20 protein-coding genes are annotated in these 22141 nt (G+C 65.8%); 13 read left to right on the top strand and 7 right to left on the bottom strand.

The window, feature by feature from the left end; translation table 11 throughout:
- Nucleotides 1–34: 34 nt before the first annotated feature.
- Both CEY05_RS23465 and CEY05_RS23460 read right to left on the bottom strand, forming a co-directional pair.
- Entirely contained in the window at nucleotides 35–2137 is a 2103-nt protein-coding gene (locus CEY05_RS23465) for a sodium:solute symporter family protein (protein ID WP_088599676.1), read from the bottom strand.
- Nucleotides 2137–2382 (bottom strand): DUF4212 domain-containing protein, encoded by a 246-nt coding sequence (locus CEY05_RS23460; protein ID WP_198952880.1) that lies wholly within the window; start codon nucleotides 2380–2382, stop codon nucleotides 2137–2139. Before CEY05_RS23460 ends, CEY05_RS23465 begins: the two co-directional genes overlap by 1 nt.
- Nucleotides 2383–3094: 712 nt before the next feature.
- Here CEY05_RS23460 and kdpF point away from each other — a divergent pair.
- The 9 genes from kdpF (at nucleotide 3095) to CEY05_RS23415 (ending at nucleotide 14566) form a co-directional block, all read left to right on the top strand.
- Nucleotides 3095–3184 (top strand): K(+)-transporting ATPase subunit F, encoded by a 90-nt coding sequence (kdpF, locus tag CEY05_RS23455; protein ID WP_088599674.1) that lies wholly within the window; start codon nucleotides 3095–3097, stop codon nucleotides 3182–3184.
- Nucleotides 3184–4995, top strand: a complete 1812-nt coding sequence (kdpA, locus tag CEY05_RS23450; protein ID WP_088599673.1) for a potassium-transporting ATPase subunit KdpA — start codon at nucleotides 3184–3186, stop codon at nucleotides 4993–4995. Before kdpF ends, kdpA begins: the two co-directional genes overlap by 1 nt.
- Nucleotides 4996–5104: 109 nt before the next feature.
- The gene (gene kdpB, locus CEY05_RS23445; protein ID WP_088599672.1) at nucleotides 5105–7351 is read left to right on the top strand and encodes a potassium-transporting ATPase subunit KdpB; all 2247 of its coding nucleotides are present in this window, start codon (nucleotides 5105–5107) and stop codon (nucleotides 7349–7351) included.
- 157 nt (nucleotides 7352–7508) lie between these two features.
- Nucleotides 7509–8147 (top strand): potassium-transporting ATPase subunit KdpC, encoded by a 639-nt coding sequence (gene kdpC / locus CEY05_RS23440; protein WP_088599671.1) that lies wholly within the window; start codon nucleotides 7509–7511, stop codon nucleotides 8145–8147.
- 260 nt (nucleotides 8148–8407) lie between these two features.
- Nucleotides 8408–11305, top strand: a complete 2898-nt coding sequence (locus tag CEY05_RS23435) for a DUF4118 domain-containing protein (protein WP_088599670.1) — start codon at nucleotides 8408–8410, stop codon at nucleotides 11303–11305.
- Between the two features lie 78 nt (nucleotides 11306–11383).
- Complete coding sequence (gene kdpE, locus CEY05_RS23430; protein ID WP_088599669.1) at nucleotides 11384–12076, top strand: two-component system response regulator KdpE; 693 nt, start codon at nucleotides 11384–11386, stop codon at nucleotides 12074–12076.
- Nucleotides 12077–12243: 167 nt separating this feature from the next.
- Nucleotides 12244–13059 (top strand): TorF family putative porin, encoded by an 816-nt coding sequence (locus tag CEY05_RS23425; protein ID WP_088599842.1) that lies wholly within the window; start codon nucleotides 12244–12246, stop codon nucleotides 13057–13059.
- 143 nt (nucleotides 13060–13202) lie between these two features.
- On the top strand, nucleotides 13203–13589 hold the full coding sequence (locus CEY05_RS23420; RefSeq protein WP_233161676.1) for a hypothetical protein: 387 nt from the start codon (nucleotides 13203–13205) through the stop codon (nucleotides 13587–13589).
- Between the two features lie 11 nt (nucleotides 13590–13600).
- Nucleotides 13601–14566 (top strand): dihydrodipicolinate synthase family protein, encoded by a 966-nt coding sequence (locus CEY05_RS23415; RefSeq protein WP_233161675.1) that lies wholly within the window; start codon nucleotides 13601–13603, stop codon nucleotides 14564–14566.
- On the opposite strand, the gene CEY05_RS23410 is transcribed toward CEY05_RS23415, so the two are convergent.
- Nucleotides 14510–14911 (bottom strand): helix-turn-helix domain-containing protein, encoded by a 402-nt coding sequence (locus CEY05_RS23410; RefSeq protein WP_088599667.1) that lies wholly within the window; start codon nucleotides 14909–14911, stop codon nucleotides 14510–14512. The genes CEY05_RS23415 and CEY05_RS23410 overlap by 57 nt on opposite strands.
- Before the next feature lie 630 nt (nucleotides 14912–15541).
- Here CEY05_RS23410 and CEY05_RS23405 point away from each other — a divergent pair.
- Nucleotides 15542–15859, top strand: a complete 318-nt coding sequence (locus tag CEY05_RS23405; protein WP_088599666.1) for a helix-turn-helix domain-containing protein — start codon at nucleotides 15542–15544, stop codon at nucleotides 15857–15859.
- Between the two features lie 182 nt (nucleotides 15860–16041).
- Here the strand turns inward: CEY05_RS23405 and CEY05_RS23400 are convergent, their stop codons facing one another.
- Nucleotides 16042–17280 carry an MFS transporter gene (locus tag CEY05_RS23400; protein ID WP_088599665.1) on the bottom strand — a complete coding sequence of 413 codons (1239 nt, stop codon included), beginning with the start codon at nucleotides 17278–17280 and terminating at the stop codon, nucleotides 16042–16044.
- 99 nt (nucleotides 17281–17379) lie between these two features.
- On the opposite strand from CEY05_RS23400, the gene CEY05_RS23395 reads away from it, so the two are divergent.
- Entirely contained in the window at nucleotides 17380–18339 is a 960-nt protein-coding gene (locus tag CEY05_RS23395; protein WP_088599840.1) for a LysR family transcriptional regulator, read from the top strand.
- A gap of 114 nt (nucleotides 18340–18453) precedes the next feature.
- On the opposite strand, the gene icd is transcribed toward CEY05_RS23395, so the two are convergent.
- Entirely contained in the window at nucleotides 18454–19710 is a 1257-nt protein-coding gene (gene icd, locus CEY05_RS23390; protein ID WP_088599664.1) for an NADP-dependent isocitrate dehydrogenase, read from the bottom strand.
- A gap of 136 nt (nucleotides 19711–19846) precedes the next feature.
- Here icd and CEY05_RS23385 point away from each other — a divergent pair, with 136 nt between their 5' ends.
- Nucleotides 19847–20272 (top strand): DUF1841 family protein, encoded by a 426-nt coding sequence (locus CEY05_RS23385; RefSeq protein WP_088599663.1) that lies wholly within the window; start codon nucleotides 19847–19849, stop codon nucleotides 20270–20272.
- A 64-nt stretch (nucleotides 20273–20336) separates the two neighbouring features.
- Here CEY05_RS23385 and CEY05_RS23380 read toward each other — a convergent pair whose 3' ends face one another.
- Nucleotides 20337–20699, bottom strand: a complete 363-nt coding sequence (locus CEY05_RS23380; RefSeq protein ID WP_088599662.1) for a cytochrome c — start codon at nucleotides 20697–20699, stop codon at nucleotides 20337–20339.
- Between the two features lie 13 nt (nucleotides 20700–20712).
- Nucleotides 20713–21090, bottom strand: a complete 378-nt coding sequence (locus tag CEY05_RS23375) for a c-type cytochrome (protein ID WP_088599661.1) — start codon at nucleotides 21088–21090, stop codon at nucleotides 20713–20715.
- Nucleotides 21091–21262: 172 nt separating this feature from the next.
- Between CEY05_RS23375 and CEY05_RS23370 the strand changes: the two genes are divergently transcribed.
- Nucleotides 21263–22138 (top strand): MoxR family ATPase, encoded by an 876-nt coding sequence (locus tag CEY05_RS23370; protein ID WP_088599660.1) that lies wholly within the window; start codon nucleotides 21263–21265, stop codon nucleotides 22136–22138.
- The last annotated feature ends 3 nt before the right edge of the window (nucleotides 22139–22141 follow it).

The raw sequence follows: 22141 nt of genomic DNA, 5'->3' as shown, positions 1-22141 counted from the left end.
GCCCCTTTGCGATCCCCTGCCGCTGGAAGCGGGGTCAAAGGGGCAAAGCCCCTTTATCTTCTCGCGCGGGGCGCGCGGAAGCGGGGTCGCGCACGTAGTCGACCAAGGCGCGCGTCGCGGCGTCCGGCGCCGGTGTCAGCAACGAAAACACCACGATGGTAAGGAAAGCAGCCGGCGCACCGAACACGCCGGCGGCGATGGGCTGTATGCCCCACCACAAGGTCACCGGCTGCGTGCGGTCGATGTTGAACACCAGTTCCCGCAGCCACGGATGCGTGTGGGCCATGTAGGTGAAGGTCACCGCCAGCCCGGCCGCCATGCCCAGCGTGGCGCCCCATTTATTGGCGCGCTTCCAGAAGATCCCCATCACCAGCACGGGGAAGAAAGACGACGCCGCGAAGGAAAACGCCGCCGACACCATGAACAAGATATCGGCCGGCTTGCGCGCCGCCACCCAGGCCGCCGCGAAAGCCACCCCCAGCAACAGCACCTTGGACACCAGCACCCGCCGATTGGCCGGCATGCGCGGCGACACCACTCGATACCACATGTCATGCGACAGGGAATTGGACAAGGTCAGCAGCAGGCCATCGGCCGTGGACAAGGCGGCTGCCAGACCACCCGCCGCCACCAGCCCCGAAACCACATAAGGCAAACCGCCCATCTCCGGCGCGGCCAGCACCATCATGTCCGCGCCCATGCTGATCTCATCCAGCTGCACCAGGCCATCGCCGTTGACGTCGGTGACATCCAGCAGCCCCGGACTGACCGCGCTCCAGGCATGCACCCAATCCGGCAGCCCCGTATAAGGCGACCCCACCAGCGTGCTGTAGATCACCTGCTTGATCAACACTGCCAGGGCCGGCGCCATCAGGTACAGCAGCAGGATGAACAGCAGCGACCACGCCACCGAGCGCCGCGCCGCCCCCACCGACGGCGTGGTGTAGGAACGCATCAGGACATGCGGCAGCCCGGCCGTCCCCATCATCAGGCACAGCACCAGTGCCAGGAAGTTGTTGCGCAGGTCCTTGCGTTCGGCCGGCGTGGCGCCCGGATAAGGCTGGGCCGCCGGCACCGGCGGTTGCGCCCGCGCCAGATAATCGTTGCGCGCCTGGAACCAGGCCAGGCGCGCCTGCTCGGGATCGGCGGGATAAGCCGTCAGTTCGCGCTCGACCGAACGAATCTCCACCGACGGCGCATCGGCCGCCATCAAGGCCGCCAGCCGGTCGCGCAAGATGACCTTCTCGGTCACCCACGACTGCGGCAGATTGCGCAGGCGCGTGTCCATCTGTTCAGCGCGGGCCTGCCACAGGCGGCGTACCGCCACTTCCTTGGGATCGTCGCGCAGGCGCTCTTCGGTCTGGATCACCTGCTGCATGACGGGGCCGGCCGACCACGGCGGCACCGGACCGCCCGCCACCTTCATCGACAGCCAGATCACCGGCACCAGGTAGCCGATGATGAGAATGATGAACTGCCCTACCTGGGTCCAGGTGACGGCGCGCATGCCGCCCAGGAACGAGCACACCAGCATGCCGCCCAGCGCCACGAAAATGCCCAGCTCGAAAGAGATCCCGGTCATGCGCGTGGTGATGATGCCCACGCCATAGATCTGCGCCACCAGGTAGGTGAAGGAACACAGGAAGGCACAGGCCACGCCGGCCAGCCGCGGCAGGTTGCCGCCATAACGCGCGCCGAGAAAATCCGGCAAGGTGTATTGGCCGAACTTGCGCAGATACGGCGCCAGCAGCAGTCCCACCAGCACGAAGCCGCCGGTCCATCCCATCACATAGGCCAGGCCGCCATAGCCGCTCAGGTACAGGGTGCCCGCCACGCCGATGAAGGACGCCACCGACATCCAGTCGGCCGCCGTGGCCATGCCGTTGTAGAAGGCGGGCACGCGCCGGCCGGCCACGTAGTACTCGACCGGGTCCGAGGTGCGGCAGATGATGCCTATGCCCGCATACAGGCAGACGGTGACCAGCAGGAAGACATAGCCTATCCACGTACGCGCCATGCCCAGCACTTCGCACAAGGTCAGCACCAGGATCAGCAGGGCGAAGCCGGCGGCGTACAGCACGTAGATACGGCGCAGTTGCACATCCAGTTCGCGCTGTGTCGCGCCGCCGAACAGCATCAGTCGTCCCAGGCGTCGTCACCCCGGTTCATGACGCGGGCATGGACGACGACGATGAAGAGATAAGCCAGGGGCGCGCCGTAAGCGGCCATCCAATAGGAAAGCGGCCAACCGAGTACGGTATAGGGAACGTCGCGGGCGAACCACGCGGGCAGGAAAGTCAGGACAGCCCAGATGGACAGCAGAAGCAGGATCACGCGGCGATTGCGGCGCCAGCCAGGCGCACGGCAGGAATCGTCAGGCATCTCCAGCATCTCGTCTGCCCCTGAATTCGGCGGCTGAATGCGACAACGGCTGGCACTGCCTGGTGCCAGCCGTTGCGCGTTTTGCTTTTATTAAGGTACAGCTTTTTTATATTTACCGGTGCCGCCCGGTTTTGCCTTGCAGAGGCATTTGTCTCCTCACCTGCATGGAACGAATAATGCACCAATGCCGTGAATGTGACACTAGGGGTATGCCCTAGGAAGGGGCATTCATTTACTTAAATTACGCACCATATTGGTGCTTTTGCCGAGATTTCGGCTTTTTTTGCGGTTTGGCACAGCGGCCAGGCGGCATTTGTATTCAAAGTGGTGCAAAAAAACGGCGTCCGGGAAGTCATCCAAATGACCGAGGAATGCCCGCTTCCGTGCGTTCCGGCTGTCATGCGACCTCGATTCTTTCGAGCCTCGGCTGAGATTTGGCCAGAAATTGCCCGGGATTTGCCTGCAAACCGCCCCTGTCGACCCGCGTTTATATCTTCTTTACACCCCCGCCGCCAAGCTTTACCCCGTTTTTATCGCCGCTTCCCTAATCTGCCTACCGTCCCGCCAGCCCCTTCGCGCCGGTGGACAGGGGCGCTACGCCCTTAGGGAGAAACGATATGGACGTTGTCTATCTGGCCACTCTGGCCATCTGCGCCGCCTTGACGATGGCGCTGTACGAATTTTGTGACCTGCTGCAGCGAGGAGACCAGTCATGAGTTGGCTCTACCTGATCAGCGGCACCCTGGCCCTGCTGCTGTTCATCTATCTGCTGGTGGCCCTCTTCAAGCCGGAGAAATTCTGATGGACAGCCGCTTTGTTGGCTTGCTGGGGTGCTTTCTTGCCGTACTCCTGCTGCTTGCGCCCTTGGTAGGGCGCTATATCCGTATCGTCATGGAGGATGGGCGATCGCGCCTGACCGCCTGGGGCCGCCCGCTGGAGCGGCTGATCTATCGCATCGGCGGCATCCGCCCCGAGGCGGAGATGGGCTGGAAGCGCTACGCCGCCGCCGTCCTGGTATTCAGCGTGCTGGGTGCGCTGGCCACCTATGTGTTGCAGCGCGCGCAAGGCCTGCTGCCGCTGAATCCGGCCGGCTTCGGGCCGGTGACGCCGGACTCCGCGCTGAATACCGCCATCAGCTTCGTCACCAACACCAATTGGCAAGGCTATGGCGGCGAATCGACCATGAGCTACCTGACGCAGATGCTGGTGCTGACGGTACAGAACTTCGTGTCCGCCGCCACCGGCATCGGCGTGGTGCTGGCCCTGATCCGCGGCTTCGCCCGTCACAACGCCAGCACGGTCGGCAATTTCTGGGTCGACATGACGCGCAGCACGCTGTACGTGCTGTTGCCGCTGTCCTTCATCGTGGCGCTGTTCTTCGTCGGCCAGGGTGTGATCCAGAACTTCGACGAGTACAAGCAGGTGCCGCTGGTCGAGTCCGTGCAATACACGCAGCCCAAGCTGGATGCGGCTGGCCAGCCCGTGCTGGACCAGGCGGGACAAGCGCTTACCGAGAACGCCACCGCCACGACGCAGACTTTGGCCATGGGTCCGGTGGCTTCGCAGGAAGCCATCAAGCTGCTGGGCGTCAACGGCGGCGGCTTCTTCAATGCCAACTCCGCGCATCCCTACGAGAACCCGACCGCGCTGTCGAATTTCGTGCAGATGCTGGCCATCCTGCTGCTGCCCGCCGCCCTGTGCTTCACCTTCGGTGAAATGGTCGGCGACCGGCGCCAGGGCCTGGCGGTGCTGGCGTCGATGACGGTGCTGTTCATCGTCTTCGCGCTGGTGGCCGGGCACTATGAAACGGCCAGCCCGCTGGCGACGGCCAACCCCATGCTGGCGCAGCAAGGCGTGGATGCCACCAGCGGTGCGTTCAGTCCGGGCGGCAATATGGAGGGCAAGGAGACGCGCTTCGGCCTGAATGCCACCACGCTGTTCGTCACGGTGACCACGGCGGCGTCCTGCGGCGCGGTCAACGCCATGCACGATTCGCTGTCGGCCATGGGCGGATTCGTACCCATGCTGCTGATGCAGCTGAGCGAGGTGGTGTTTGGCGGCGTCGGCACGGGGCTCTACAGCATGCTGGCCTTCGCCATCCTGGCGGTATTCATCGCCGGCTTGATGATAGGCCGCACGCCGGAATACCTGGGCAAGAAGATCGAGGCGCACGAGATGAAGATGACCTCCATCGTCATCCTGGCCACGCCCCTGCTGGTGCTGGTGGGCGCCGCGGTGGCCGTCAGCGTGGCGGCGGGCCAGGTTGGCGTGGCCAATCCGGGCGCGCATGGATTCTCGGAAATCCTGTACGGCGTTACCTCGGCCGCCAACAACAATGGCAGCGCCTTCGCGGGGCTGTCCGCCAACACACCCTTCTACAACGTGCTGCTGGGCCTGGCGATGTGGTTCGGACGTTTCGCTGTCATCGTGCCCATCCTGGCCATGGCCGGTTCGCTGGCCGCCAAGCGGCGCGTCCCGGCGAGCGCCGGCACCATGCCCACCCATGGCCCGCTGTTCGTCGTGCTGCTGATCGGCGCGGTGCTGCTGGTCGGCGCGTTGACCTACGTACCGGCGCTGGCGCTGGGTCCGGTCGCGGAACATTTGCAACGCTAGGACCTGCCGCCGCGCCGGCGCCCCTCGGACATTTTCCGGGCGCCCGTCCGGGACCCACCCGGATGCCGCGCGGCCGGCGTCCGCCCCTTATTGAAAGGCTGAAACCATCATGGCCCTTACCAACAACGATACCGCCGCCGGTTTGACGCCGGTGCAGGACGGCGCCGTGCCGGCCCCGCGGCACTTCAACTTCTTTTCCATGACCTTGCTCTTCCCGGCCGTCGTCGAAAGCCTGCGCAAGCTGGCGCCGTCGGCGCAGGTCAAGAACCCTGTCATGTTCGTGGTCTACGTCGGCAGCATCCTGACGACGCTGCTGTGGATCATGGCGCTGCGGGGACAGGCGGAAGCCCCCGCTGGCTTCATCCTGGGCGTGGCCCTGTGGCTGTGGTTCACCGTGCTGTTCGCCAACTTCGCCGAAGCCCTGGCAGAAGGCCGCGGCAAGCAGCAGGCAGCCGCGCTGCGCGGGCTGCGCACCACGCTGACGGCCAATCTGCTGCGCGATTTCAAGCCGGCGGACATCGCCCATGCCCACCCGGACGATTGGCGCGCGCGCGCCATCGCACGCGCTTCCGGCGACCTGCGCAAGGACGATGTGGTGCTGGTCGAAGCGGGCGGCACCATCCCCGGCGACGGTCTGGTGCTGGCCGGCGTGGCCTCGGTGGACGAAAGCGCCATTACCGGTGAGTCGGCGCCGGTGATCCGCGAGGCGGGGGGTGACTTTTCGTCCGTGACCGGCGGCACGCGGGTGCTGTCCGATTGGCTGTTCGTGCGTGTCGCCGCCGATCCAGGCGAAAGCTTCCTCGACCGCATGATCTCCATGGTGGAAGGCGCCAAGCGCCAGAAGACGCCCAACGAACTGGCATTGACCATCCTGCTGGTGGGTTTGACGGTGGTCTTCCTGCTGGTCACCGTCACGCTGCTGCCCTTCGCGCAATATGCGGTGCTGGTCAGCAAGGCCGGCGTGGTGGTCAGCGTGACGGCCCTGGTGGCGCTGCTGGTGTGCCTGATCCCGACCACCATCGGCGGCCTGCTGTCGGCCATCGGGGTGGCCGGCATGAGCCGCATGATGCAGGCGAATGTGATGGCGATGTCGGGCCGCGCGGTGGAAGCCGCTGGTGACGTCGATGTGCTGTTGCTGGACAAGACCGGCACCATCACGTTCGGCAACCGCCAGGCCTCGGCGTTCATGCCCGCGCCGGGGGTGTCGCCGCGGGAGCTGGCCGAGGCGGCCCGCCTGGCCTCGCTGGCCGACGAGACGCCGGAAGGCCGCAGCATCGTGGTGCTGGCGGAGAAGACGCTCGGGATGGTGCATGGACGCGCGGTGCGTGGCGCCGAAGGCGATCGCGGAGCGGTTGCCGGCGTACTTGCCGGCAGCGAGCAGGCTGTTGCGGGGAACGCCGCGGTTGCGCCCGGATCCGCCATGGAAGTCATCCCCTTCACCGCGCAGACGCGCATGAGCGGCGTCGACGTCGATGGCCGCCAATTGCGCAAGGGCGCGGTGGATGCCGTGCGGCGCTGGCTGGCCGAGCACGGCGTCACCATGGATGCCGCGGTGACGCGCGCCGCCGATGACGTAGCGCGGCGGGGCAGCACGCCGTTGGCGGTGGCTGATGGCAACCGCGTGCTGGGCGTGGTGGAACTGAAGGACATCGTCAAGCCGGCCATCAAGGAACGCTTCGGCGAGCTGCGCCGCATGGGCATCAAGACCGTGATGATCACCGGCGACAACAAGCTGACCGCAGCGGCGATCGCCGCTGAAGCGGGCGTCGATGACTATCTGGCCGAGGCCACGCCGGAAGCCAAGCTGAAGCTGATCCGCACCTACCAGGCTGAAGGGCGCCTGGTGGCGATGACCGGCGACGGCACCAACGACGCGCCGGCGCTGGCCCAGGCGGACGTGGCGGTGGCGATGAATTCCGGCACGCAGGCGGCCAAGGAAGCCGGCAATATGGTGGACCTGGATTCCAATCCCACCAAGCTGATCGAGATCGTCGAGATCGGCAAGCAGATGCTGATGACGCGCGGCGCGTTGACCACCTTCAGCGTGGCCAACGATGTGGCGAAGTACTTCGCCATCATTCCGGCGGCCTTCGCCAGCGTGTATCCGCAGTTGGGGGTGCTCAACGTGATGGGCCTGGCCACGCCGGCCTCGGCCATCATGTCGGCGGTGATCTTCAACGCCCTGATCATCGTGGTGTTGATCCCGCTGGCGCTCAAGGGCGTGCGCTATCGCCCGCTGGGGGCCGCCACGCTGCTGCGGCGCAACCTGCTGGTCTACGGCCTGGGCGGCCTGCTGGTGCCCTTCGCCGGCATCAAGGTGATCGACATGGTGCTGGCGGCACTGGGCTGGACGTGATCACGCGGCATGGTCGCACGGCACGCCACGGCCACGTTCCCGAGCCATCCCGCGAAAGATCCCCGGCGCCGGGATGGGGAGGTAAAGGCGGGTCCCCCGCCTTTGATTCAAACAATCTCTGCAAGCAATTGACGCTACAGCGAATAGGACACCCATCATGAAAACCACTGACATCAAACGTAGCGGCGCGCTGCCGCAAGACGGGGCGCCTGTCCAAGGCGGCCTGCTGCGCCCGGCGCTGGCCGTTTTCCTGGCACTGAGCGTGATCACCGGCATCATCTATCCCTACGCCACCACGGGCGCGGCGCAGGCGCTGTTTCCCTACGAGGCACATGGCTCGGTCCTGCAGGCCAACGGCAAGGCGGTAGGCTCGGACCTGATCGGCCAGCCTTTCTCGTCGCCGCGCTACTTCTGGGGCCGGCCGTCGGCGACCGCGCCCATGCCTTACAACGCGGCCGCTTCGGGCGGTTCCAACATGGGGCCACGCAATCCGGCCCTGGCCGAGGCCGTGCAGGCTCGCGTCGCCGCCCTGCATGCGGCCGACCCGGGCAATACGGCGCCCATCCCGGTGGACCTGATCGCCGCCTCGGGCAGCGGGCTGGATCCGGACATCAGCGTCGCCGCCGCCCGCTACCAGGCGCCCCGCGTGGCGCGCGAACGTGGCCTGGCGTTGGCCGAGGTGGAGCAGCGCATCGCCGTCCACACCCGCAAGCCATGGCTTGGTTTGCTGGGCGAGCCGGGGGTCAACGTACTGGCGTTGAACCTGGACCTGGATGGCGTGAAGACCGGTCGCTAAACGCCTTGCCGAGCATGAAGGACACAAGCGTCATGCAAATCGTCATCCATCCCCCAGGGGGGATGGAATGACCTGCGCAAGGATGGATTTTCTGGGGAAAGGAGTCATGGTTTCTTCCGGCCTGGCCGATGAGAACATCGGTCCACGCATTCAGGACGACGCCGACGCCGCATCGGTTCTCCTGCCGCCGCGTATAGTGGCGGCTGGCCCGGTCGGTGTGTGTGACCGACGGCTGTATCGATCGCAAGGATAGCCACTTCATGTCCGCCTCCGCTCGCGCCCGTCCCGATCCGGATGCCCTGCTGCGCGATATCGACGCCGCTGAAAAGCGCGCCGTGCGCGGTCGGCTGCGGGTGTATTTCGGCGCGTCGGCCGGCGTCGGCAAGACCTATGCCATGCTGACCGCCGCCCGCGCCCTGCACGCCCAGGCCACCCAGGTGCTGGCCGGCGTCGTCGAAACCCACGGCCGCAACGACACCGCCGCCCTGCTGCGCGACCTGGACGTCCTGCCACGCGCCGCCCTGACGCATCGCGGCCACACCCTGCATGAATTCGACCTCGACGGCGCCCTGCGCCGCCACCCGCAACTGATACTCGTCGATGAACTGGCCCACAGCAATGCCCCCGGTTCCCGCCACGCCAAGCGCTGGCAGGACGTGGAGGAACTGCTGGCCGCAGGCATCGACGTCTGGACCACCCTCAACGCCCAGCACCTGGACAGCCTGAACGAAGCCGTGGGCAGCATCACCGGCGTGCGCGTCTGGGAAACGGTCCCCGACGCGGTATTCGACGCCGCCGACGAAGTGGTGCTGGTCGACCTGCCTCCCGACGAACTGCTGCGCCGCCTGCGCGAAGGCAAGGTTTATCTGCCCGACCAGGCCCGCCACGCCGCCCGCAATTTCTTCCGCAAGGGCAATCTGATCGCCCTGCGTGAACTGGCCCTGCGCCGCACCGCCGACCGCGTCGATGACGACGTCCAGGCCTACCGGCGCGACAGCGCCATCGCCAACGTCTGGCGTACGCGCGAAGCCGTGCTGGCCTGCCTGGCCGCCGCCGATGGCGCCGAGTCCGTCGTGCGCGGCGCGCATCGCCTGGCGCAACAGCTGGACTGCGATCTGCACGTGATCACGGTGGAAGTGCCGCGCGCGGCGCCGCTGCCTGCGTCGCGGGCCAGGGCGCTGCAGGCCGCGCTGGCATTGGCGCAAAGCCTCGAGGCCCACGTCGAAACCCTGTCCGGCACCGATATGGTGGAAGCGGTCAGCGCCTATGTGCGGCGCCACAACATCACCAAGGCGGTATTGGGGCGCACGGAAACCAGCAGCGGCTTGCTGGCCGGCCTGGCGAGCCCGGCTGGCCTGGCCGGGTGGCTCACGGCCGCCCTGTCCAGCGTCGGCCCCTGGCGCCGCCAGCGCTTCGCCGACCGCCTGGCGGCAGGCTGCCCGGACCTGGACGTGATCCGCCTGGCAGCACCGGTGCACGCCCCGCCAGCGCGGGCGATGTCCGGCCACGGGCGAGAGCCCAGGACCGCGGATGGCGGCGATCTGAGCAGTAGCGGCAGCCGGCCCGGTCGCGGACGCGACATCGGCGCCGGCGACGGCGCTCGCGGCACCGAAAGCGGGCGCGGCAATGACATCGGCAGCGTTCGACGTGGCGCGCCATCCTTCATGCCCTACGTGTGGTCGGGCGCCTACTGCGCCATCGCCACGCTGGTTTCGCTGGTCGCCTATCCGGCGCTGCACCAGACCAATATCGTCATGTTCTATCTGCTGGCGGTGATGGCGGTGGCGCTGCGCCACGGCCGCGGACCGGCCGCCCTGGCGTCGGTCATCAGCGTGATGGCCTTCGATTTCTTCTTCGTCCTGCCGCTCAAATCCTTCGCGGTGTCGGACGTGCAATACCTGCTGACCTTCCTGGTGCTGCTGGCCGTCGGCCTGCTGGTGGGGCAACTCACCGCGGGCCTGCGCGAACAAGCCCGGCTGTCCGCCCGCCGCGCGAGCGTGGCGCATGGCCTGTATGAATTCGCCCGCGAACTGTCGTCGGCCTTGCTGCCCGAGCAGATCGTCGCATCGGCCGTTTCCTTCATCGACGCCGCCTTCAGCACCCCTTGCGCGCTGCTGGTGCTGGACGAGCACGACCGCTTGCGGCTGGCCAGCACGGAAACGCCGCTGAATGTGGAGATGGCGCTGGGCCAATGGGTGTTCGACCATGCCCAGCCCGCCGGGGCCGGTACGGCCACGCTGTCCGCCAGCCCGCTGTTCTACCTGCCGCTGAAGGCGCCCATGCGCACCCGCGGCGTGCTGGTGATCCAGCCGCCCGGCGGCGCGGCCTTCGCGGCCACGGAAGCACGCCGCCAGCTGGAGACCTATGCCGCCGTCATCGCCATTGCCATCGAGCGCCTGCATTATGTGGAAGTGGCGCAGACGGCGCTGGTCGACATGACGTCGGAACAGTTGCGCAACTCCCTGCTGGCGGCCGTCTCGCACGACCTGCGCACGCCCTTGACCAGCCTGGTCGGCATGAGCGAGAACCTGCTGGCCGCCACGCCGCCCTTGCCGGCGTCCCAACGCGAGATCGCCGCCGCCATGCGCCAGCAGGCCTACCGCATGCACGCGCTGGTGGTGAATCTGCTGGACATGGCGCGGCTGCAGAATCGCGAAGTGACGCTGCGCAAGGAATGGCAATCGGTGGAGGAACTGGTGGGCGCGGCCCTGGCCGACACGCGTGAGCCCCTGCGCGGCCATCGGGTGTCGGTGGCGCCGCTGTCCGATCTGCCGCTGGTGGAATGCGACGGCGTGCTGCTGCAGCGGGTGCTGTGCAATCTGCTGGAGAACGCCGCCAAGTACACGCCGCCGGGCAGCCAGGTGCGTATCGAGGCCGATGTCGTTGAAGCGGAGATGCACATCGCCGTGGCCGATGATGGCCCGGGCGTAGCACCGGGCGCCGAGCGCAGCATCTTCCAGAAATTCGTTCGGGGCGAACGCGAGTCCGCCACGCCCGGCGTCGGGCTGGGCCTGGCGGTGTGCCAGGCCATCATGAGCGCGCACGATGGCCGCATCTGGGTGGAAGCGGGAACACCCAGGGGCGCACGCTTTATCATCGCGCTGCCCTTGCGGCCGGCGCCGGACCTGGATCCCGAAGCCGGCGCGGACGCGCACTAAAAACGCGGCACACACTGAAGCCCGGACACAGCTGAAGCCCGGACAGAAACTGAACCCCAGACAGCAACTGAACCCAATATGTTCGATTTCCAACCCACCGTGCTGTTGATCGAGGACGATCCCCATATCCGCCGCTTCGTGCGCGACGCGCTGGAGAGCGAGGGCTGCCAGGTCTTCGACGCACAGACCGTCAAGCGTGGCCTGATCGAGGCAGGCACCCGCCAGCCCGACGCCGTGGTGCTGGACCTGGGGCTGCCCGACGGCGACGGCATGGACCTGATCACCGACCTGCGCGGCTGGACCGAGGTGCCGGTGCTGGTGCTGTCGGCCCGCAGCGCCGAAGCCGACAAGATCGCCGCGCTGGATGCGGGCGCGGACGATTACCTGGCCAAACCCTTCGGCGTCGGAGAGTTGCTGGCACGGCTACGCGTGCTGCTGCGCCGCCACGGGCGCGGCGGCGCGGGCAATTCGGCCGAGATCACTTTCGGTGGCGTGAGCGTGGATTTCGCGCGGCGTGTGGTGACACGCGATGGCAGCCACGTGCACCTGACCGCGATGGAATATCGCCTGCTTGCTGTCTTGCTGGCGCATCGCGGCAAGGTCATGACGCACCGGGAATTGCTGCGTGAGGTGTGGGGACCGTCGCATGTGGAAAGCAGCCATTACTTGCGTATCTACATGGGGCATCTGCGGCAGAAGCTGGAAGCCGATCCCGCTCAGCCCGTCTACCTGTTGACGGAAGTAGGGGTGGGGTATCGCTTCGCCGGTTAAGGCGAGGCGAGGCGCGAGGGTTCTTATTTTTATAGCTTGTTGATACGCGTGGCTCGCCTTTTGAGTCGGCCTTTAGGCGTTTCTTCCTATCGTTGCGCAGCCTCTCGCGCGTGCGAGGCGCAACACAGGAGAGAAACACCATGCAGTTCACGTTCACGCAAGCATCGATGGCCCGGACAAGGTCCCATATCGCGGTCCTTGCCGCAGCCTTGACGGCTGCATTGGCGCTGGGCTACCCCGCCACCAGCCGCGCGGACAACGCCCCCGGCACGACGGCGGACAGCGTCCCAGGCGGCACCGCCGCCCCCGCGCCTGACTACACGCTCAGCGCCAATCTGACGTTGGCATCGCAATACCGCTATCGCGGCATCATGCAGACGGACAACAAGCCTGCCATCCAGGGCGGCTTCGACTTTGCCCACAGCAGCGGCTTCTACATCGGCAACTGGAATTCCAGCATCAGCTGGCTGGCCGACAGCAACAGTGACGTGTCCGCGCCGGTGGAGATGGATTTCTACGGCGGCTATCGGGGCAACTTCGCCGCTGACGTTCCCTTCGATTTCGGCGTGCTCAGGTACTACTACCCTGGTGACTATCCGTCCGGTTATACCAACCCCGACACCACGGAAATCTATGGCAGCGTGGGCTATGGCCCGGTAGCCTTGAAGTACTCCTACGCGCCGACCAATCTGTTCGGCTTCGCCCGCTCCAAGGGCAGCCAGTATGTCGAACTGAATGGCAACTTCGACACCGGCGTGTGGGGCCTCACGGTCAACACGCACGTCGGCTATCAATACCTGCGCAACGTCGACAACGGTTCCTACTACGACTGGAAGCTGGGCCTCACCAAGGACCTGGGCCAGGGCTTCAGCGTCGCGGTGGCCTACATCGACACCAACGCTGACCGCGCCGTCTACACCAACACCAAAGGTCGCGACATGGGCCGCGGCACGGTGCTGGCGTCCTTGACCAAGACGTTCTAGGCAAGCCAGGGCCCGCGCGGTTGACACGATTTTTATACGGAAGGCGTGCATTTTTCGCAGGCGTTTATCCGCGCGGTCCTACAGTGGAATCGTCATCCACCACTGGCCTCCCCCGCCCGCCGGGCGCGGCGCCTTCCCCTGACATGCCCCTGATCTCCGATTTCATCGCCGCTACCCATCCCGCTGCCCACGGCCGCCGCGCCGCCGCCTCCACGGTATTGCCCGCAACCGCGCGTGCACGCACCGCCGACGTCCGCCTGACCGTGCGCGTACCCACCGCCGATACGCAGGCGGTGCGCCGCGCCCTGCATCGTGCCCTGGGCGACCGCATCGACATCTACACACTCAAGGCCGAGACGCGAACGGCGGACGCGCGCGGCGTGACGACGCTGCAATTGCAGGCCTGCCGCAGCGAACTGGCGGCCTTGATGGACGCCATCATGGCAGGCATCCCTGAAGCGGAATTCGGCGCCATCCTCGCTACCCCGGTCAACGCAGAAGTTGGCCGCGACCTGACGGTGCTGCATTGATGGCCGCCGCCATGCCGGTACCAACCGGGCTGTGGCTGCCGATGGTGACCCCCATGCGCCTGGGTCGCGTCGACGAAGACGCCGCGGTGCGCCTGGCGCGCTACTATCGGCGCGCCGGCATCGACGGCCTGGTGCTGTTCGGATCCACCGGCGAAGGCAGCCTGCTGAGCCTGGCCGAACGCTGCGACATGGTGGCCGCCCTGCGCGCAGACGCCGAGGCCAGCGCGCTGCCGATCATGCTGGGGCTGGGCGGCGTCGACACGAATGGCGTGGCGGCGGCGATGCGACGGCTGAACCGCCTGGAGCCCGTGGCTTACCTGATCCCGCCACCCTACTACCTGTGTCCCACGCAGGCAGGCATGCGTTGGCATTACCGCCAACTGGCCTGGGCCACCGAGTACCCCATCATGCTTTACAACGTGCCCAAGCGCACCGGTTCGGCGCTGACCGTGGAGAGCATGGAAACGCTGGCCGCCACCCAGCCGATCGCCGGCGTGAAGGAATGCGACGCCACGCGGCTGATGGCCATCCTGCAGCGCGGCCAGGTGCCCGCGGTATGTGGCGAAGACGCGGCCTTGTGTGATTTTTTCCTGGCCGGCGGGCAGACCGCCATCGCGGCGTCGGCCCATGTTCGCCCGGATCTGTTCGTCGCCATGATGCGGCTGGCGCAAGCCGGCCAAGCCAGCGCGGCGCGCGCGCTGGAAGACCAGCTCAAGCCCCTGGTGCGTCTGTTGTTCTCCGAACCGAATCCGGCCCCGGTGAAAAAAGCCCTGGCCATGGCCGGCCTGATCCAGGACGAATTGCGGCCGCCATTGATGCCGGCCAGCAATGCGCTGGCCGGTCGCCTGCGGCGCCTGCTGGAGAGGCTGCCGCCGACACCTGCTGAAGAAGCTGCCGGCGGCACCTGCCGCCATGGCCGATCAATCGACCAGCGCGGCCTCGGTGAACATATAGCCCCAGCGGCGCACCGAACGTAGCGGCAGCGGCATGCCCATCGCCTGTGCCTTGCGGCGCAGGCGGCTGACCATGACGTCCACGCCTCGCGGCGACGATGCCGGATGCTCACCGCTCTCACCGGTCGATGGCGCCAGCGCGCTGAGTTCCGCGCGCGCCAGGCTGCGGCTGGCCGCGCCGAACAAGGACAGCATGAATTTGCGCTCCAGCGTCGTCAGCACCAGGCGCTGGCCGCGCGGCGACACCAGCGTCCAGCCGCCGTCGCGCAAACGCCATTGCTCGCTGCCCGCCTCCACGGCAAGCGCCGGGGGTGAGGACGGTGCAACCGGCATCGCATCGATGACGCCCGGCAGGGCACGCGGTGGCATCTGTCGCACGACGGGCGCTGCGTTGGCCGCATCATCCAGGGGAGCCCCCGGAAGACAATGCAATAAGGCATGAACTGTCGAGGTCAGCTTACGCAGATCAGCGTCCAGTTGCTGAAGCGTCGCCTGCAGTTCACGGGTAGTAGAAGGGATCACGTGCACACTCAACTCCGGGCCCGGCAGGCCCGCTTACGTTCACATGTAGAGGCAGGTATACAAGCGAGTCGATTTGGCACGACCTCGCCGGTACACCTTGCTCGCAAATTTGCCGGTATTTGCGTACCTAGCGACCAAAGCCCCCATACTGCGCGGATACCACCGGCGCGGACACCGGATTGTAGTATTCCGTAACGTCGAGGGATTGATCAAAAAGGCGCCAATTTGCTTGGCTATATCGGGAATTAGCCCCAGGAGACCTACAGGTATTCCCCAAATAGACACCGTTCGCGGCGGGTTCAAAATAGGCACAACCGCAGCACTGCCGCATACCTTAGCCCAGTTTGTCGACAATGTCGCGCGGAGAAACATTGTTTCAAATTCTGACTCTTCTAGCACTACGAAAATCTTAGGAAGCGGTCAAGCGAAATCTACGACCATCCTGAGCTTTTGAATCCCTCATATCTGGTCGCTCATATGCTCACATCGAGGCTCAAGGAAGCGCGCTTGCGTGCCGGGATTTCCCAGGAGCGGTTGGGCGTACTGGCCGGACTGGACGAAATGTCCGCCAGTTCCCGCATGAACCAGTACGAGCGTGGCAAGCATACGCCCGGCTTTTTTCTCATCGAAAGACTGGCTTCGGCCCTGGATATCCCCGCGCCCTGGTTTTATGCCCGCGACGACGACATGGCAGAAATGCTGATGGCCTATCACAGCCTGCCACCGGCGCTGAAACTGGAAGCGCTGGCCCACATGCGGCAATTGCAGGATCGCGCGGAAGGCGAAGCGGCATGACGCAAGTTGCGTGATTGAGACGAATATCGGCGACCCACGGGTCGCCGATATTATTTTCCATTGCGAGACCAGATTCGGATATCAACCACCGATATCAATCACGAACAACAGCTCCCAAAATACCAGCCGAAAAATATCAGCCGGCCGATATCCGAGGCGGAATATCCGCCGCCAGGAGTCGCTCAGCGGCGTCGCGCCGTCAGACGCACCAGCAGCGAACCCACCGCCGCCAAGGTAGTCAGGCCCACCACGCCCATCCAGCCCCATTGCGCCAGGGCCAGGCTGCCCAGTGCCGCCCCCACGGACATGCCGACGAACACGCTGGTGAACAGCAATGCGTTCAAGCGGCTACGGGCGCCCGGATCGATGCCGTAGACGATGGTCTGGTGCGCCACCAGCGTGGCCTGGATGCCGAAGTCGAAGCCGATGGCGCTGGCCACGATCAGCATGATCTGGCTATGCGTGGTGGGCAACAGCGGCGCCAAGGCCATGGCCAGGAATGACAGCGCCGCCAGGCCCGCGCCCAGCCGCGTCACGCGCTCAGGACCGCTGCGGTCGGCAATCCGGCCCGCCAGGGGCGCGGCCAGGGCGCCCGCCGCGCCGGCCAGGCCGAAGGAACCCGCCGCCGCGCTGCCCATGTGGAACGGGGCTTCATGCAGCATCACCGCCAGGGTCGACCAGAAAGCGCTGAAGCCCAGGGACAGCAGGCCTTGCGCCACGGCGGCCCGACGCAGCGCCGGATGCTGGCGCCACAGGCTGAACAGCGAACCCATCAAGGCGCCGTAGGACACCGAAGTCGTCGGTGCGAAGCGCGGCAGGCCGCGCCACAAGGCGACGCCGATCACGGCCAGGCCCGCGGCGGCCGCCACGTACATGGCGCGCCAGCCGAACTGCTCGGCGACGAAGCCGCTGACCACGCGCGACAGCAGTATCCCCAGCAGCAGGCCGGTCATGACGATGCCGACCACCCTGCCCCGGTGCGCCACCGGCGCCAGCGTGGCCGCGGCGGGCACCAGGTCCTGGGCCATGGTGGCCGACAGGCCGACGGCCAGGCTGGCCGCCAGCAGGAAGCCGAGCGACGGCGCCAGGCCTGCGGCCAGCAGGGACAGCGCCAAGAGCGTGCCCTTTATCAGGATGATGTTGCGGCGATCGTAACGATCACCCAGTGGCGCCAGCAACAGCAGGCCCAGCGCATAACCCAATTGGGTCAGGGTCGGCACCATCCCGACCTGGCGCTCGCTGGCGTGGATGGCGCCGCTCAGCACGCCCAGCATGGGTTGGCTGTAGTACAGCGAGGCCACGCTGACGCCCGTGCCCACGGCCAGCAGCAGGATCAGCCCGCCGGATAGGTTTTCCTGGGATCCCGTGCCGGGGGTGGCCGCAGCGGCCTGTGGATTCTGATTCATGGGTAGAGAAGACATGGTGGATGTCCCGGAGGAATGTTCGACGGTTCGCATTCTCCAGACGAATGACACGCTGCGGTAGTAGCATGGTGCGCAGATAGCTTATACGCTATGCGCATGACCGAATCGAAGATAACCGCGCAAACAGCCCCTGGTGTCGACCGGATCGAGCTGATGCAGACTTTCATCCGCATCGTCGAGACGGGCAGCCTGTCCGCCGCCGCCGCGCGCCTGGGCACCACGCAGCCGACCATCAGCCGCCGCCTGCAGGCGCTGGAACGCTTTCTGGGCCTGCGGCTGCTGCAACGCACGACCCACGTCATGAAGCTGACCGAGGACGGCGAACGCTGTTACGCCCGCGCCCGCGACCTGCTGGACAACTGGCGCGCCATGGAAGAAGACCTGCGTGGCGTGGCCGATGAGCCCGAAGGCACGCTGCGGGTGCTGGTGCCGCACGCCTTCGGCCAGCGCCAGCTGATGCCGCTGCTGGCCGACTATCTGGCCCGCTACCCCAAGGTTTCGGTGGAATGGCTGCTGCAGGACCGGCGTCCCGACTTCGTCGCGGAAGGCATCGATTGCGCCTTGCACGTGGGGGAAGTGGGCGATGTCGAGCTGGTGGCCAGCCGGGTTTCGGAAATACCCCGGATCGTCGTCGCCGCCCCGGCGCTGGCCGCGACGGTGGCCGAGGCACGCCATCCTGGCGATCTGGCCGGGCTGCCTTGGGCGGCTTTGCGCACGTTCTACCGTGATGCCGTCACGCTGCGGCATGACGCCGACCGGACCGAATACCGCTTGCCCATCCAGCCGCGCGTACTGACCGACAATCTGTATGCCCTGCACAACGCCGCCCTGCTGGGGATGGGTGCCGCCGTCGAGTCCGCCTGGATGACCACGGAAGACATCAAGGCTGGACGGCTGTGCCAGTTGATTCCCGCATGGCAGGCCGATCCCCTGCCTATCTACCTGATGCATCCCTATGCGCGGTACTACCCGGCGCGCCTGCGGCGCTTCCTGGAGCTGGTGCGGCAGGCCATGCCCGCCGTCATGGATGGGGCTGCACTGATACCTTCGGCGTAAAGGCAAGCAGGCGCAATGGGCAGTGGCCGGTGCTCCGCGTCCAGGCCCACGGGATAGTGCGGCAACGACGGCAAGGGGCGCAGCGGCGGCGGCTTACGCGCCGCCGCGAGCCCATCACATCTTGCCTATCATCACCTGCCCGAAGCCGGAGCAGGACACTTGCGCGGCGCCGGGCAGCAGGCGGGCGAAGTCATAGGTCACCTGCTTGGACAGGATGGCTTTTTCCATGCTGGAGATGATCAGGTCGGCGGCATCGGCCCAGCCGATATGGCGCAACATCATTTCGGCCGAGAGTATCTCCGAACCGGGATTCACATAGTCCTTGCCCGCATACTTGGGCGCGGTGCCGTGCGTGGCTTCGAACATGGCCACGGAGTCCGACATATTGGCGCCCGGGGCGATGCCCACGCCCCCAACCTGGGCGGCCAGCGCGTCCGACAGGTAATCGCCGTTGAGGTTGGTCGAGGCGATCACGTCGCACTCGCCCGGCCGCAGCAGGATGGTCTGCATGAACGCATCGGCGATGGCGTCCTTGACGATGATGTCGCGCCCGGTGCGCGGATTGCGCACCTTGCACCACGGGCCGCCATCGATTTGTTCACCAGCGAATTCCTTGCGCACCAGGCCATAGCCCCAGTCGCGGAAACCGCCTTCGGTGAACTTCATGATGTTGCCCTTGTGCACCAGGGTCACCGACGTCCGGTCGTGGTCGATGGCGTACTGCACCGCCTTGCGCACCAGGCGCTCGGTGCCTTCGCGCGACACCGGCTTGATGCCGATGGCGGAAGTTTCAGGGAAACGGATGGAGGTGGCGCCCAGCTGCGTGCGCAGGAAATCGATCAGCGCGCGCGCGTCCTTGGACTCGGCCGGATATTCGATACCGGCATAGATGTCTTCCGAGTTCTCGCGGAACACCACCATGTCGGTCTTTTCCGGTTCGCGCAGCGGCGAAGGCACGCCCTTGAAATAGCGCACCGGCCGCAGACAGACATACAGGTCCAGTTCCTGCCGCAGGGTGACGTTAAGCGATCGGTAACCGCCGCCGATGGGGGTGGTCAGCGGCCCCTTGATGGCAACCAGGTATTCCTTGACGGCATCGATGGTCTCGCGCGGCAGCCAGGTATCGTCGCCGTACAACTTGCGGGCTTTTTCGCCGGCGAAGATCTCCATCCAGTGGATGCGCCGCTTGCCGCCGTAGGCCTTGGACACCGCCGCGTCGACGACCTTGATCATGACGGGCGTAATGTCCACGCCCGCGCCGTCGCCTTCGATGAAGGGGATGATGGGCTGGTCCGGGACGTTAAGGGTCTGGTCGGCGTTCGCGGTGATTTTCTGGCCCGCGGACGGGACAACGATATGCTGGTAGCTCATGACAACGGCTCTCTGCGGTTACGGACGAGGCAAGGCTCATTCTATATCGCCGGCACCGCCCCTCGCGCGCTTGACCCCGCGCGGCGGGAGTAAAATGCCATGACGCAGCGCACAACGGTATCAGCCCTCTCTCCGCATGTTCAATCCTTCACGCGATCAAGTCCGCGAATTTTTCATCGAATCCTGGCGCAAGCATCGGGCTTCGGAAGTCCTTACGCCTTTGGAATCGATGGCCCTGGACTGGCTGGTCGAGCATCCCGAATATCACGGCGACATGGAAGACCCCGACGCCATGACCAAGGATTACTCGGTCGAAAAAGGCCGCACCAATCCCTTCCTGCATCTGTCCATGCACCTGGCGATCGCCGAGCAATTGTCGATCGATCATCCGCCCGGCATCCGCGCCGCCTACCAGCGCCTGACGGCGCGCAGCGATGCACATCATGCCGCGCATGAAATCATGGAATGCCTGGGCCAGGTGGTATGGGAAGCGCAGCGGCTGGGCAAGCCGCTGGACAGCGATACGTATATCGATTTGATACGCCAAAGGGCAGAACGCTAACGGTGCGGACGGCTGGCGGCGTACGCCGTCCGGCCATGCCCGGCCCCCTGCCGACCTTATCTGCCTATTTCCGCACGCCCAGGTCGCTGGGCAGGCTGGCCAGCCAGGCCGTGACGTTGTCGATGTCATCCGGCGACAGCTGCACCGCGAAGGCCCCCATCACTGGATTCTTGCGGATATTGGCCGACGCCGCGGCGCCTGACTGGCCACGCTGATAGGCCTTGAGCGCATGCCGCAGGTAATCTTCATGCTGGCCCGCCAGCACCGGATAAGCGGGATCGACCGAGGTCTTGGCGTCCGCGCCATGGCAGGACGCGCAATTGAATTTCTGGAAGACGGCCTTGCCGGCGTCCAGGTCGGCGGCCTGCGCCAGGCTGAACGAGGCCAGCAGCGCGGCACCCGCGCAAGCGAGAAAATAGCGTTTCATGGATGCCCCCGGGTTACTTGAGATTGGCGTAATACGCAGCCAGGTCGGTAATGTCCTGGTCGGACAGGCTGGCCGCAACGGCATCCATGGTGGGATGACTGCGCGCGCCGCTCTTGTATCCATTCAAGGCGGCCTCGATGTACTTGGCATTCTGCCCGGCGATCATGGGCACGTGGTAAATCTCGGGGAAACTGGCTTTATATCCCGGGATGCCATGACAACCGATGCACATCGAAATCTTGTCACGCGCCGCCTGCAAATTGGGCGCCGCGGGGGTCGCGGCGGCAGCGGCGGGCGCGGCATCGGCCGCGTGGGTCACACCCGGGATCGCACAGGATGCCGTCAAGGCCATCACTGCAACCGTACGCAATACATTCGTTCGCAACTTCATTGGGGGCTCTTGTCTCGGCTGTTCTTGGTTGCTGGAACTACTGTTGGTACTTCTGCGAGGACCTCACGCCAGCCCTCCAGCCGGACGCAAAGTCCTGGCGATTGTACGATAATTGCCCGATCGACCACGCATGGGCGCTGCCCCGTGCCCTGCCCGTGGAGGCTCACGTTTCATGTCCGCTGCACAATCCGCTGCCCCCGCCGCCCGCTTCGACGGCACCGAACGCTACGTCGCCACCGAGGATCTGAAGCTGGCGGTCAATGCCGCCCTGACACTGCAGCGCCCGCTTCTGATCAAGGGCGAACCCGGCACCGGCAAGACCATGCTGGCCGAGGAAGTAGCGGCCGCGTTGGGCCGGCCCCTGCTGCAATGGCATATCAAGTCGACCACCAAGGCGCACCAGGGTTTATACGAATATGACGCGGTCTCGCGTCTGCGCGACTCGCAGCTGGGCGACGAGAAGGTGCGCGACATTCGCAACTACATCGTCGAAGGCGTGCTGTGGCAGGCTTTCGAGGCCGACGAGCCGGTGGTGCTGTTGATCGACGAGATCGACAAGGCGGATATCGAATTTCCCAATGACCTGCTGCGCGAACTGGACCGCATGGAATTCCATGTGTACGAAACGCGCCAGACCATAAGCGCGCGCCACCGGCCGCTGGTGATCATCACCTCGAACAACGAAAAGGACCTGCCCGACGCTTTCCTGCGCCGCTGCTTCTTCCACTACATCCGTTTTCCGGATCGCGACACGATGCGCGACATCGTGGCGGTGCACTATCCCGATCTCAAGCAAGACGTGCTGCGCGCCGCGCTGGACACATTCTTCGCCTTGCGCGAAGCGCCCGGGCTGAAGAAGAAGCCCTCTACCTCGGAACTGCTCGACTGGCTGCGCCTGCTGCTGGCCGAGGACGTGGCCGCGGCCGAGATCGACGCCCACGCGGCCACCGCGGTGCCGCTGATGGCAGGCGCCCTGTTGAAGAACGAACAGGACATGCAGCTGCTGGAACGCCTGGCGGCGATGACGCGCACCGGCACGCGGCGCTGACGG

The organism is Achromobacter sp. HZ34, from assembly GCF_002209485.1.
Taxonomy (GTDB): Bacteria; Pseudomonadota; Gammaproteobacteria; order Burkholderiales; family Burkholderiaceae_B; genus Bordetella_C.
Note: the sequence above shows the minus strand (reverse complement) of the source record. Positions and strands in the feature narration are given on the sequence as shown.

Bases quoted from the DNA above. Each gene is read 5' to 3' on its own strand.
- CEY05_RS23465 (WP_088599676.1), bottom strand. From the start codon at position 2,137: ATGCTGTTCGGCGGCGCGACACAGCGCGAACTGGATGTGCAACTGCGC.
- CEY05_RS23460 (WP_198952880.1), bottom strand. From the start codon at position 2,382: ATGCCTGACGATTCCTGCCGTGCGCCTGGCTGGCGCCGCAATCGCCGC.
- kdpF (WP_088599674.1), top strand. From the start codon at position 3,095: ATGAGTTGGCTCTACCTGATCAGCGGCACCCTGGCCCTGCTGCTGTTC.
- kdpA (WP_088599673.1), top strand. From the start codon at position 3,184: ATGGACAGCCGCTTTGTTGGCTTGCTGGGGTGCTTTCTTGCCGTACTC.
- kdpB (WP_088599672.1), top strand. From the start codon at position 5,105: ATGGCCCTTACCAACAACGATACCGCCGCCGGTTTGACGCCGGTGCAG.
- kdpC (WP_088599671.1), top strand. From the start codon at position 7,509: ATGAAAACCACTGACATCAAACGTAGCGGCGCGCTGCCGCAAGACGGG.
- CEY05_RS23435 (WP_088599670.1), top strand. From the start codon at position 8,408: ATGTCCGCCTCCGCTCGCGCCCGTCCCGATCCGGATGCCCTGCTGCGC.
- kdpE (WP_088599669.1), top strand. From the start codon at position 11,384: ATGTTCGATTTCCAACCCACCGTGCTGTTGATCGAGGACGATCCCCAT.
- CEY05_RS23425 (WP_088599842.1), top strand. From the start codon at position 12,244: ATGGCCCGGACAAGGTCCCATATCGCGGTCCTTGCCGCAGCCTTGACG.
- CEY05_RS23420 (WP_233161676.1), top strand. From the start codon at position 13,203: ATGCCCCTGATCTCCGATTTCATCGCCGCTACCCATCCCGCTGCCCAC.
- CEY05_RS23415 (WP_233161675.1), top strand. From the start codon at position 13,601: ATGCCGGTACCAACCGGGCTGTGGCTGCCGATGGTGACCCCCATGCGC.
- CEY05_RS23410 (WP_088599667.1), bottom strand. From the start codon at position 14,911: ATGCCACCGCGTGCCCTGCCGGGCGTCATCGATGCGATGCCGGTTGCA.
- CEY05_RS23405 (WP_088599666.1), top strand. From the start codon at position 15,542: ATGCTCACATCGAGGCTCAAGGAAGCGCGCTTGCGTGCCGGGATTTCC.
- CEY05_RS23400 (WP_088599665.1), bottom strand. From the start codon at position 17,280: ATGTCTTCTCTACCCATGAATCAGAATCCACAGGCCGCTGCGGCCACC.
- CEY05_RS23395 (WP_088599840.1), top strand. From the start codon at position 17,380: ATGACCGAATCGAAGATAACCGCGCAAACAGCCCCTGGTGTCGACCGG.
- icd (WP_088599664.1), bottom strand. From the start codon at position 19,710: ATGAGCTACCAGCATATCGTTGTCCCGTCCGCGGGCCAGAAAATCACC.
- CEY05_RS23385 (WP_088599663.1), top strand. From the start codon at position 19,847: ATGTTCAATCCTTCACGCGATCAAGTCCGCGAATTTTTCATCGAATCC.
- CEY05_RS23380 (WP_088599662.1), bottom strand. From the start codon at position 20,699: ATGAAACGCTATTTTCTCGCTTGCGCGGGTGCCGCGCTGCTGGCCTCG.
- CEY05_RS23375 (WP_088599661.1), bottom strand. From the start codon at position 21,090: ATGAAGTTGCGAACGAATGTATTGCGTACGGTTGCAGTGATGGCCTTG.
- CEY05_RS23370 (WP_088599660.1), top strand. From the start codon at position 21,263: ATGTCCGCTGCACAATCCGCTGCCCCCGCCGCCCGCTTCGACGGCACC.